Source organism: Pontibacterium sp., assembly GCF_964228735.1.
Lineage (GTDB): Bacteria > Pseudomonadota > Gammaproteobacteria > Pseudomonadales > Balneatricaceae > Pontibacterium.
Genome location: NZ_CAXRBQ010000122.1, coordinates 12,334 through 24,332 on the forward strand (window position 1 = coordinate 12,334; position 11,999 = coordinate 24,332).

Sequence of the window (11,999 nt, forward strand, 5' to 3'; positions counted from 1 at the left end):
GAAGATCAAAGCAACATATCGATACTGAAGTTATCTGCATCATGCGTCAGGTTATGAACTGAACAGCGGCCTTCAAATTCTGAACGCTCATCTTCCATCTCTTTCTGACCAAACTCGTTGTTTTCCAGGAACTGCAGCTGGGTCACCCCGGCATAGTAAAAGGCCATTACTGTGGCAGCAGTCTGGTCGCCCTGCTCGACTTTCTCTTTCCAGATGTGTTTTTTATTCTGGATCTTTAATACCTGACGCTTCAGGTTCCAGGCGTAACGAATTTCATCAAAGTACGGTTTACCACCCACCAGCGCGTAGATGCCCCCGGTGATCACCAGCCCGATGATGACACCCGCCAGATTGACTGCCATGTTGGAGCCCTCAGGATTGCCTGCCCAATCACGCAGCAGTGCCGCAAACGACATACCCAGCACCAGAAAAATGGAACAAAAAATAATCGCAACCTTGCGCTGTTTCGCACGATAAAGGGCTTTATCGATTTGGCGTAGTTTCATGGTGGCTCCGCTACCTATAATTGATGAAGGCGTGTAGACTACCGCATTTTTCAGCCATAGCTATACCGATGTACTCAATAAAAGAGATCTTTTACAGCCTGCAGGGCGAAGGAGCCCATAGCGGACGTCCGGCTATCTTCTGTCGCTTCGCCGGGTGCAACCTCTGGTCCGGCCGAGAGCAGGACCGGGACAGTGCTGTCTGCGATTTCTGCGATACTGACTTCATCGGCACCGATGGCAATAACGGCGGCAAGTTCAGTGACGCCGAGACACTGGTAAAGTTCCTGACCCGTTTGTGGCCGAAGGATATGACACACCGTTATGTGATCTTTACCGGCGGGGAACCCGCACTGCAGCTGGATGATTCATTGATTGAAGCCTGCCATGCAGCGGACTTTGAAATCGCAATTGAGACCAACGGCACCAAACCGCTGCCCGACGGTATCGATTGGATATGCGTCAGCCCTAAGGCCGACGCCGAGCTGGTGATCACCTCGGGGGATGAGCTGAAACTGGTCTATCCACAACGGCTGGCGATGCCGGAACGCTTTGAATCTCTTGCCTTCCAGCACTTCTATCTGCAACCGATGGATGGCCCTCTGCGGGAGATCCACACCCGCGATACCGTGCAATACTGCATGGACCATCCACGCTGGAAACTCAGTCTACAAACCCACAAGCTGCTGGGCATCGAATAACTCACGCTTCTTATAGATGCGGCGCTATGCCGGCAGGGCGTTCGTTCTCATATTGCGGTAAAAGATCAGGGCGAACGCGGGCAGGTTCATCAAAACACCGTAGGTCAGTGCTGCCGCCGACATCTCTGCATTCTGCAATACAGTGCCTGTGACCAATAACGCGGTACCCGCATTCTGAATACCCACTTCGATACCCAGCGTCAGCGCCTGTTTATGTTCGATACCACACTGACGCGCGATGCCAAACCCGGCACCAAAAGCCAGCGCAATCAACAACAGCACAGCCGGCCCCAGAACCGCGACCAATTCAGGTAAACGCGTCCAGTTGGTTTTGACGATCCCGACCACCACCAGAAGCAGGAACAGCATCGACAGTACTTTGACCGGCTTCTGCAAACGCTGACAAAAAGCCGGGAATCGGTGATGCAGGAACACACCAATCGCCACAGGCACAATCGTCATCACCACCAGTTTCATCATGGTAGGCAACACGGGAAAACCCGTGAACTCCGCTGAATCCATCCAATGCTGTAATGCCGAAAGGGTCAGCAGCGGCAGCGTAAACGGCGCTATAAAGCTGACAATCGCCGTCATGCTTACTGATAATGCCGTATCTCCCCGCGCCAGCAGGGTAATCATATTCGATGTCGCCCCACCCGGTGCAAAGGTCAGAATCATCAAACCAACCGCCAGTGCGGGCGGCAGATCCAGAGCAGTGACCACGATAAATCCAAGTACCGGCACCAGCAGCAGCTGCATGCCAATACCCAAAGCAGTCACCCCAGGCCGTCTGAAAACCTGCTTAAAATCGGCAACCGACAGTGACAAGCCAACTCCCAACATAATGGTAAAGAGAGCTAACGGTAATATGACCTGCGTCATGGCACTGTTTTCCATGAAATCACTCACATCAAAAGCTGAAATTATCAACCGGTCTGTAGAAAACCGGCTCAACTACCCGTGGTATCAGGGATCCCGGGTTATGCCCACATATCTTGTGGATAACTCTGTGGATTTGGTCTCGAAAACGTCACCAAAGCCACGCACTTTCTTACCCTTCAGCAAATTGCTCATTTTTTAACCAGATAATTCCAGCTTTTATTTTCAACAACTTACAGGCACAAGACCATAAGATTTATCTAATTTACCGTTTATCTGTTAAAGTTCCCAGCATAAACCCGGTTCTGTGAGAAAAGTCTCGGCGTCAACCCCTTTCTAGATGGCACTATGACGCGATCCGGTGACCATTTAATAGTATTCTTATTCATCATGAGCAGAGAACTTAGCCAACAAAAAGCAGCCGAACGGGTTACCCTCGTCGGCGCCATACTCGACTTTGTTTTAGGTATCGCCAAAATCATCGTCGGTATCATCTCCCATTCCAGCGCACTGGTCGTCGACGGTGTCCACTCTCTCTCCGATCTGGTGACAGATGGCCTGGTGGTTGTGGTACTGAGAATCTCCCATCAGGAACCGGATGAAGATCACCCCTGGGGGCACGGCCGCTTCGAAACAGTGGGTACCGTTGTACTTGGCTGCGCACTAATCGCCGTCGCCGGGGCAATGGCTTTTGAAAGCGCCAAACTGCTTTTCGCTGATTCCATCCCTCTGACACCAGAATGGCCTGCACTGGTGATCGCTGCCCTGTCTATTCTGGGTAAGGAGTGGATCTTCCACTACACCATGCGCGTAGGTAAGGCGATCAAGTCAGACCTGATCATTGCAAACGCCTGGCATAGCCGCACCGACGCGCTCTCCTCCGTTGTCGTATTAGTTGGTGTGGGTGGTGCGATGATGGGGATCTGGTGGCTGGATGCGTTGGCAGCACTGATCGTTTCTGTTGTCGTTGGTAAGATTGGCTGGGAGATGACCTGGGACAGCATCAAGGAGCTGGTCGACACTGCCCTACCGGAAGAACGTGTCCAGGCTTACCGGAAAGTCGTGATGCAGGTCGAGGGGATTGTTAGCGTACACAGCTTCAAGAGCCGCAAGATGGCAGGTCAAAGCCAGCTGGAGATGCACATTCAGGTTCCACCAACTCTGTCAGCCTCTGAAGGCCATTACATCGGAGATACGGCTGTCTGCCGCCTGCAGGATGCGTTCGAAGACGTGGGTCATGTGATTTTCCACATCGACACCTACAACGATGAAACCGAACAGGTGTGTAAAACCCTGCCCCTGCGTGGTGAGATTCAACAGGCGATTAACGAAGCGCTGGCCAACGTTGCGCCGCAACTTCCACAACCTAAGCGTATGACGCTCCATTACAACGACGGCGTTGAGATCGAGCTGTTTTTTGCAGCCGACACGACTGCGGATGCAAGCCTGTCAGACCAGCTGAAAGCCGCGATGGACAACCCACACTGGCTGGACGAGATTAGCATCTGGATAGGTCCTGGCCGTTGAGCAGTTATCAGATTCCGGCGGCTCGCCACCAGGTCGAACTGATCATCAAGAACAGCCGTTTCCTGACGACCATTGCCCACACACCGGATAAGGCGAGTGCAGACGCCTTTATTCAGGAACTGCGGGAACAGCACCCGTCTGCCAATCATAACTGCTGGGCTTTCGTTGCCGGTAAACCGGACGACTCCCGCCTGTGGGGGTGCAGTGACGACGGAGAACCCAAAGGTACCGCAGGACGCCCCATGCTCAATGTGCTGTCACACAGTGGCCTCGGTGAGATCAGCGTAGTGGTCACCCGCTACTTCGGCGGTATCAAGCTGGGTACCGGTGGCTTGGTACGCGCCTACAGCCAGGCGGTGCGTGAAGGACTCGATTCATTGCCTTTGGCCACCGTTGTGCCTAAAACACCTCTGCGACTGAGCGCAGACTTCGCCATGACCGGGCAACTGGAACACCTGCTTAACCAATATCAGGTGCAGGTAACCCAACGTGACTGGCAGGAACAGCTGCTGATAGAGGGTGAGATTGAACTGACACGCCTGGAAGAGTTTCTGGAAGCACTGCAGCCTTACCCGGGCATTACCCTGCTGAGTTGCGAATAAGCGGTCTCCAGCGCCGCTTCCCGCCGCTCGTGTAAGCAATGCTCAGGCAACAGGCTCAGAATCTGCATCCGCGACAGAACGTTGTGCACCACATCGTTGGTGCCGATCACATAGACCTCCCGCTGCGCGGCCTGCGAATCCACAATCATGTCTTCGATCGCGATGGCGGTAGACACATCAATCATCGGCACCCGGCTGAAATCCAGAATTAAGGCATCAAACTGCGACTCCTGCTGCAGTTTACGCGTAATGCCTTTAGCCGCACCGTAGCTGACCGGGCCATTGAAGTGGTAGAGCAGAATGCGTCCCTGCGCTCTGCACAACAATTCATTTTCCCGTACTGTGAGCAGCTCACTCTGCAGGTTTTCCCGACTGATCACCTCCAACGCGGCTACCTGGGTGTCAGCCAGACGTTTGACGGTGATGATATTGGCCAGAAATACGCCTACCAGTACCGCCGTCACCAGATCAACAAACACAGTTAAACCAAATACCAACAACATCAGGCACACCACAAACAACGGTGCGCGATGGAGTCGGCGCAGGAACTTCCAATCGATAATATCGAGCCCCACCTTGATCAGGATGCCTGCCAGCACCGCATGGGGAATTTGCTCGGCCAACGGGCCCGCCCCCATCACCACCGCAAGCAGGATCAGGCTGTGAATGGCCCCCGACAGCGGTGTTTTACCCCCAGCACGGATATTCACCACCGTACGCATCGTGGCTCCCGCGCCGGGCAAGCCACCAATAAATCCCGCCGCCATATTGCCGATGCCTTGGCCGATCAGCTCCCGATCAGAATCGTGATGGGTTTTGGTCATGTTATCGGCCACCAGTGAGGTCAGCAGGGAATCGATCGAACCCAGCGCCGCCAGGATCATGGAGGCCTTTAACATCGCCAATGCCAGTTCCGGCTCAAAAACGGGCCATTGCAGCTGTGGCAAGCCGGTCGGAATCTCGCCGATCACTGCCAGCGAATTGTCCTGAAACACCCATATCGACAATAACGTGCCCACAAACAGGGTAACCAGCGGCGAAGGCACGAGGTGTGCCAGGCGAGATGGCCAGCAGTACAGCAACAACAGTGCACCAGCACCCAGCATCAGTGCATTGGCGTTCATATCACTGATCAGTTGAGGCAACACAATTACCACAGTCAGCACGTCTGCTTGGGCGTCATGCCCCAGCAACGGCCCCAGCTGCAGCAGAATGATGATCACCCCGATACCGCTCATAAAGCCGGAAATCACCGGAAACGGGACCAGTGTGATGTACTTGCCCAACCTGCAGAGCCCAAACAGGATTTGCAACGCACCACTCATGATCACAACCGTAAAGGCCAAGATCGGCCCGGATTGCGGATCAATCGCGACAAATTGGGTAAACACAGCGGCCATCACCACCGTCATAGGACCGGTTGGGCCGGAAATCTGAGTAGAGGTGCCGCCAAACAGGGCGGCAAACAAACCGACGCAGATCGCGCCATAGAGACCGGCGATCGCACCAATGCCCGATGACACACCGAATGCCAGTGCCAACGGCAAAGCCACCACCGCGGCGGTGACACCGCCGAACAGGTCACCGCGAATATTTGATCTGATTGATCCCGACATCAACTGCCCCCTGCGACTCCTTTGCCCCTACTTGGGGACTACCGCAGTCTATGCAGCCTTCAAACGCCGGGTAAATCCTAAGTTGGTCGAATAACCACCCGCGATTCAGTTGGTCACCGTGTCCGCTGGTTCCTGTTGTTGCGCAGCACTCAGCTGTGCCAGCTCGTTCGGATCACGCCGATAGATATCCGCACGGAATTGCAGCACACCACTGTCCTGATCGACCCAGGCAGTGCGGTAACGGGTGAAGATCTCCACGTTCCCAGGTAAGCCTGAGATGGACGCCGCTTCAGTCTCCAGTTCCGCATCCAGATCAAGTGCTGGTTTTTCGCTGGTTTCCAGCAACAAGCGGGCTAACCCCATCGGGTCTTCGATTCGGATACAACCAGAACTGAAGGTACGCCTGGGTTCATCAAACAGGTGCATACCGGGTGTACCGTGCATGTAGATGGAAAAGTCATTGGGGAAGATAAACTTGAGTTGTCCCAACGGATTGCTGGCCCCCGGCGGTTGCCAGAAGCGGTGTTGCTCAGCCAGCTCACCTCGGTAGAAGTGATCCATATTCAGCTCATCAACCGACACAACATTCGGCTCTTCGTGCCAGCCTTTTACCAGCTTCACGCCCAGCTTATCAAACGCCTCCCTTTCGCCCTGAAGCTTGGGCAAGATATCCTCGTAGGCGATCCGTCTGGGCACATTCCAGTCGGGGTTTACCTCCAGCGCCTTCAACGTACTGTTCATCACCGGCGTGGGTCGGTCTTTCTTACCCACAATCACCCGCATCTGAGTGATCACCTCACCGTTGCGGAAGTAACGCAGCTGGAAATCCGGGATATTGATTTCGATATAATCCGGTCGCTCCGCCACCCGATCCACCAATGCCCGCTGTTTGTTGACCAGTAACTGCTGCCAGCGCTCGCGCGGCGTGATATTCAGTGCCTTACGGGTATTGGGGCCAACAATACCGTCTACCTTCAAGCCGTGGCGGCGCTGAAATGTGATAACGGCAGCGGTCAGGCGGGAATCAAAGAAACGCTGGTTGGCCAGTGGATGATCGTAGCTGTAGTCGCCAAGAATTCGCAGCCGCTCCCGGATCAGTTCAACCTGAGCATGCTGCCTGCCCTCACGCAGCAGAAAGCGCCCTTTCAGCGGCTTCCAGCTTTTGGAATGTGCCAAAGTGCGATAATGGCTGATCGCTGCATCAATCGAATGAAAGTTTGCAGAAAGGTAGCTGCGATTGTCATCATACGTAGAGAGTTCAGGCCAGAACGCTTGTTGTTGCTGACCTTGTTTACACTCCCCCATACCACTCTCTTTAGACCCGCAGTAAAGGTCTAAACCATGGACTGAGCTCGCCCAAAACAACAACACAAATGATGCGGGCAGATAGGCAATTCTCATAATTCCTGCCTCCCGTAAAAAATTCCTGAAGTTATCGGATTTACGGCCGATACATACTGCTTAGAAGTTAAAAGGCTGCACCACTTTCCTTCAGGGGTACAAATTAGTGTAGCAAAGCCTTTTTCTCTTTTTGCTTAGAGTTAATTTTAGACAGCGCTGCACAGGATGATTGCAGGTTGTCAGGGGATACGCGTTAATCGTTTGTAGTGACGCGCGAGGGGTTGTATGAAATTCGCGGAAAACACCAGCCAGGCAGCCGAATACCTGCGGCAAGCCATACCGTTGATGGTGAAACATAACATTCCACCAAATCCATTGAACTACGCACTCTGGTACACATATGTGTCCAACCGCGTGCCTGAACTGAATCAGGAGCTGGATAAAACCCTCACGACGTATGGCACCTGCCCCAACCTGGTGGGCGAGCAGATGTTCCGCGAGCACATGATCAAAGATGAGGTCGACAGCGCTGAGAACGTGCAAGCCGGCTTGATCGCGCTGGTGAATAACCTGCACGAACATGCAGCGGAAACCGCCGAACAAACCAAAGATTACTCCGATACACTGCAGGACAGCCTGGATGCACTGCAAGCTGATGGGGGCCCGGCCCTGCCGCTGGAAACCATCATCCAGACACTGGCCCGTAAAACCCAGGATATCAGCGACAGCACCCAGCGCTTCCAGCAGCGGATCGATGACGCTCAGGCCGAGATCGAATCTCTGAAAGCCGAGCTGGAGAAAACCCGCCAGGACGCCCGTGTTGACCCACTGACCGGCCTGTTCAACCGTCGTGTGTTCGAATCCGAATTGGGCACGCTGCTGTATGGCGGCACCGAAGGCGCCGTAACGCTGGTTCTGGTGGATGTCGATCACTTCAAGCGCTTCAACGATACCTACGGCCACCTGATGGGTGACAAAGTACTGCAGTACGTAGGCAAGCTGCTGCGTGAGTTCTGCCCGGAGCCGATGCTGCCGGTGCGCTTTGGCGGTGAAGAGTTTGCCGTACTGCTGCCGTCTGCATCCATAGAACAAGCGGTTGACCTGTCCAACCAGCTGCGTGAAAAGATCCAGGCGATCCGTATCAAGCAGAAGAAGTCCGGCGAAGTGATCAGTTCCATCACCGCGTCATTCGGCGTGGCGAGCAGCAAACCGGAAGATTCGATCAATACGCTGATCGACCGTGCCGACCAGGCGTTATACAGCGCCAAACAGAACGGCCGTAACCAGGTGCAGATCGGGCGGTAAACGTCGATCCAGAGATAAAAAAACGGGTAGCAGTTGCTACCCGTTTTTGTTTTGGCTATCGCGTGTTGATCTGCTTACTTGGCAGGCTCACGCATGGTGACAAATTCTTCAGCGGCCGTCGGGTGGATACCAATCGTTGAATCGAAAACCGCCTTGGTGGCGCCAGCCTTCAGTGCGACCGCGATGCCCTGGATGATCTCACCCGCATCCGGACCCACCATGTGCACACCCAGCACTTTGTCACTGTCACGATCCACCAGCATCTTCATAAAGGTTTTCTCGTCACTGCCGCTCAGCGTGTGTTTCATCGCACGGAAGCTGGACTTATACACATCCACATTCTCGTAGCGTTCACGGGCCTGCTCTTCGGTCAGGCCCACGGTACCGATGTTAGGCTGACAGAATACAGCCGTTGCGATCAGGTCGTAGTCCACCTTCTGGTTCTGACCACCGTACAGGTTGCGCACCAGTGCCATACCTTCGGCCAACGCAACCGGTGTCAGCTGCACGCGATCGATCACGTCACCAATTGCGTAAACAGACGGTACGTTGGTCTGGAAATCATCATTGACAATGATTGCACCGTTCTTGCCCTGCTCGATACCCAGCTCTTCCAGGCCCAGGCCCGCCACTTTCGGGTTACGGCCAGTGGCATACATAATGGCGTCAGCTTCAACGGTAGAACCATCGGTCAGCGTTGCAACCAGGGTACCGTCTTCCTGCTTTTCAATTTCGGTGATGTTGGTGTTAAAGCGCAGGTTGATACCTTTCTTCGCCACCTCTTCGGCGGTGAACTCACGGACTTCGTTGTCGAAGCCACGCAGGAACATCTCACCACGGTAGATCAGGTCAGTTTTTGCACCCAGACCAGCAAAGATGCCCGCAAACTCAACCGCGATGTAACCGCCGCCAACAACAATCGCACGTTTCGGGAATTCGTCCAGGTAGAACACTTCGTTGGAGCTGATCACGTGCTCGCTGCCCGGGAATTCCGGTACATTCGGCCAGCCGCCCACAGCCACCAGAATACGCTCTGCGGTGTAGGTCTTGTCGCCCACCGCCACGGTGTGCGGACCTACCAGCGTGGCGCGACCGTGGATCAGCTCACAGCCGGAGTTCACAAGCAGGTTGTTGTAGATACCGTTCAGGCGTTCGATCTCTTTGGTTTTGTTGTCGCGCAGGGTTGGCCAGTCAAATCCGGCGTCACCAGGCGTCCAACCAAAACCGCGAGAGTTTTCGAAGTCTTCAGCATAGTGAGACGCGTACACAAACAGTTTTTTGGGTACACAGCCCACGTTCACACAGGTGCCGCCCAGGTGACGATCTTCCGCCACGGCAACTTTAACGCCCATCGCTGCGGCCATACGTCCGGCACGAACGCCACCGGAACCCGCGCCAATTACAAACAGGTCAAAATCAAAATCTGCCACTATGCAGCTCCTTATGCTCTCTGCCTTTAACTCTTAATTTGCTGCGCACTACTCTAGCGTGGAGCGTATTGCGCTACCAATAAAAAAGATCTAACCACCAGATTGCATACCTCTATTAGCGATGCACAAGCTGCTGATTTATAACAGCATAACTTTTTTCGTTGGCGGTACTCACCCCAAAATGTGTTCTGATACACTGTGTTGCAATTTTTAACCCCGGAGAACAGCTTCAGATGAAACTCATTTGCTTCAACGTTAACGGCCTGCGTGCCCGTCTGCACCAGCTGAAAGCGGTCATCGACAAGTATCAACCCGATGTAATCGGCATCCAGGAAACCAAGGTCTCGGATGAGGAGTTTCCGGTCGCTGATGTTGAAGCACTGGGTTATCACGTTGAGTTTCATGGCCAGAAGGGCCACTACGGTGTGTGCCTGATCTCAAAAGAGAAACCGCTGTCACTGCAGAAAGGTTTTGCTACCGATGACGAGGATGCCCAGCGTCGTATGATCATGGGCGAGTTCAGCGACGGCAACGGCGGCACCGTTCTGGTTCTGAACGGTTACTTCCCACAGGGTGAGAACATCGCCCACGAAACCAAGTTCCCGGCCAAAGAGAAGTTTTACGCCGACCTGCAGATCCACCTTGAGCAGAACTGCGATCCAAGTAAGCCAATCGTGGTGATGGGTGACCTGAATATCTCCCCAGCAGACTGTGACATCGGTATCGGCGAGGACAACCGTAAGCGCTGGCTGAAATCCGGTAAAGCCAGCTTCCAGCCAATCGAGCGTGAATGGATGACAACCCTGACCGGTTGGGGCCTGACCGACACCTTCCGCCATCTGCACCCGGACAACCACGAAACCTTCAGCTGGTTTGACTACCGCTCCCGTGGTTTTGATCGTGAACCGAAACGCGGCCTGCGCATCGACGGTATTCTGGTGACGAACTGCCTGCTGGACAAATGCGTGAGTGCCGGCGTTGATTACGAGATTCGTGGCATGGAGAAACCGTCTGATCACGCACCACTGTGGGCGGAGTTTAAGCTCTGATTTTCAGAGCGCCTTTGTCAGATCAGATGTCGTATTCCGTCGGGCAGACAAAGCCCGGCGGTTTTACCACCAACAGGTCACATTCCAGGCTATCCAGCATTCGCTCTACCGTACTGCCACTGATCACCCGCTCCAATACACCTTTGCTCACGTGCCCTACCGTCAGAATAGTGACCGGGATATCCCGCACGTAGCGCGGTAGCACTTTGTGCGCTTCGCCTTCCAGCACACTGACTTCAGCACTTTCAGCATCCAGCGCATACGGCCTTAACAGGTCGTTCAGACATGCGCGGTGTTCCGCTAACACCTTAAGATGTAACCCTTCGTAGTCGGTTGCCAGATGTTCGTCAAAGATGGCGGCCTGCGGCAACGTATGAAAACTGTGCACCACCCGCATATCGGCTTGCAGTACCGATGCCAGCTGCTGCACAGTCTCCAGGACAAGCCGGTCCTGTCTCATGGGCTCGGAACAGGCATGCAAGGGATCAACCCCGGCGGCAATACAGATATGGTCAGGCCAGCCCTGGGACCGGGTCAGCAACAGGGGCGCCGGACACTCCCGGATCAGACGTTTGTCACTGTCCCCCACAAACAGCTCGGCCAGGATATTGTGGTGACTGTGCGCCACCATCACCAGGTCGGGTTCGAAACGCAGTATTTTGCGCATCATCCCATCGATCTGTTGTTGCGCCCAGTACACATCCACACCGACGCGGATATCCTGAGCATCAAACAGGTAGGCAATCTGCTCCAGCTTGGCTTCTACACCTTTAACGTATCCATGTTCAGCGTGAAGCTCAGCTTTTTTATCGAACAGGTAGGCCTGATGGAGGGAGGCACTGTATACAGAGCTGAAAAGCTCAACCGAGGCGCCGGTCGCCATCGCGATACGGCTGGCCCGCGCAACAATTGGGCCGTTGTCATTGTCCGGACTGATATGGACGAGGATACGCTGGATGTCAGGCATAATCACTTACCGCGTTTTAACGCATGTAGGAAGCTTAGCCCAAAGCCCGAATTCTGTAGTAGTTGATCAGAATTACCGA

11 protein-coding genes are annotated in these 11,999 nt (G+C 54.2%); 5 read left to right on the forward strand and 6 right to left on the reverse strand.

All coding sequences use genetic code 11. The annotated features are described in order from the left end of the window. Positions 1 to 5: 5 nt before the first annotated feature. Positions 6 to 506, reverse strand: a complete 501-nt coding sequence (locus ACEQ15_RS13715) for a DUF3087 family protein (protein WP_370279775.1) — start codon at positions 504 to 506, stop codon at positions 6 to 8. A gap of 68 nt (positions 507 to 574) precedes the next feature. Between ACEQ15_RS13715 and queE the strand changes: the two genes are divergently transcribed. Next, positions 575 to 1,204 (forward strand): 7-carboxy-7-deazaguanine synthase, encoded by a 630-nt coding sequence (gene queE / locus ACEQ15_RS13720; protein WP_370279776.1) that lies wholly within the window; start codon positions 575 to 577, stop codon positions 1,202 to 1,204. A 24-nt stretch (positions 1,205 to 1,228) separates the two neighbouring features. Here the strand turns inward: queE and ACEQ15_RS13725 are convergent, their stop codons facing one another. Further along, positions 1,229 to 2,101 carry a bile acid:sodium symporter family protein gene (locus ACEQ15_RS13725; protein ID WP_370279777.1) on the reverse strand — a complete coding sequence of 291 codons (873 nt, stop codon included), beginning with the start codon at positions 2,099 to 2,101 and terminating at the stop codon, positions 1,229 to 1,231. A 372-nt stretch (positions 2,102 to 2,473) separates the two neighbouring features. On the opposite strand from ACEQ15_RS13725, the gene ACEQ15_RS13730 reads away from it, so the two are divergent. Together ACEQ15_RS13730 and ACEQ15_RS13735 are read left to right on the forward strand one after the other, a co-directional pair. Next, positions 2,474 to 3,610: a cation diffusion facilitator family transporter gene (locus ACEQ15_RS13730; RefSeq protein ID WP_370279778.1), complete on the forward strand. Its 1,137-nt coding sequence runs from the start codon at positions 2,474 to 2,476 to the stop codon at positions 3,608 to 3,610. Continuing rightward, positions 3,607 to 4,212, forward strand: a complete 606-nt coding sequence (locus ACEQ15_RS13735; RefSeq protein ID WP_370279779.1) for a YigZ family protein — start codon at positions 3,607 to 3,609, stop codon at positions 4,210 to 4,212. The genes ACEQ15_RS13730 and ACEQ15_RS13735 overlap by 4 nt, the downstream gene beginning before the upstream one ends. On the opposite strand, the gene ACEQ15_RS13740 is transcribed toward ACEQ15_RS13735, so the two are convergent. Together ACEQ15_RS13740 and ACEQ15_RS13745 are read right to left on the reverse strand one after the other, a co-directional pair. Then, positions 4,179 to 5,828 (reverse strand): SulP family inorganic anion transporter, encoded by a 1,650-nt coding sequence (locus tag ACEQ15_RS13740; protein WP_370279780.1) that lies wholly within the window; start codon positions 5,826 to 5,828, stop codon positions 4,179 to 4,181. The genes ACEQ15_RS13735 and ACEQ15_RS13740 overlap by 34 nt on opposite strands. 105 nt (positions 5,829 to 5,933) lie before the next feature. Continuing rightward, a complete protein-coding gene (locus ACEQ15_RS13745) occupies positions 5,934 to 7,133 on the reverse strand; it encodes a L,D-transpeptidase family protein (RefSeq protein WP_370279781.1) in 1,200 nt (399 codons plus the stop codon). A gap of 321 nt (positions 7,134 to 7,454) precedes the next feature. Between ACEQ15_RS13745 and ACEQ15_RS13750 the strand changes: the two genes are divergently transcribed. Further along, entirely contained in the window at positions 7,455 to 8,474 is a 1,020-nt protein-coding gene (locus ACEQ15_RS13750) for a diguanylate cyclase (RefSeq protein ID WP_370279782.1), read from the forward strand. Between the two features lie 74 nt (positions 8,475 to 8,548). Here ACEQ15_RS13750 and gor read toward each other — a convergent pair whose 3' ends face one another. Beyond that, on the reverse strand, positions 8,549 to 9,904 hold the full coding sequence (gene gor, locus ACEQ15_RS13755) for a glutathione-disulfide reductase (RefSeq protein ID WP_370279783.1): 1,356 nt from the start codon (positions 9,902 to 9,904) through the stop codon (positions 8,549 to 8,551). Positions 9,905 to 10,137: 233 nt separating this feature from the next. Between gor and xthA the strand changes: the two genes are divergently transcribed. Continuing rightward, the gene (gene xthA, locus ACEQ15_RS13760; protein WP_370279784.1) at positions 10,138 to 10,953 is read left to right on the forward strand and encodes an exodeoxyribonuclease III; all 816 of its coding nucleotides are present in this window, start codon (positions 10,138 to 10,140) and stop codon (positions 10,951 to 10,953) included. Positions 10,954 to 10,975: 22 nt separating this feature from the next. Here the strand turns inward: xthA and ACEQ15_RS13765 are convergent, their stop codons facing one another. Beyond that, positions 10,976 to 11,920, reverse strand: a complete 945-nt coding sequence (locus tag ACEQ15_RS13765; RefSeq protein WP_370279785.1) for a universal stress protein — start codon at positions 11,918 to 11,920, stop codon at positions 10,976 to 10,978. Between the last annotated feature and the right edge of the window lie 79 nt (positions 11,921 to 11,999).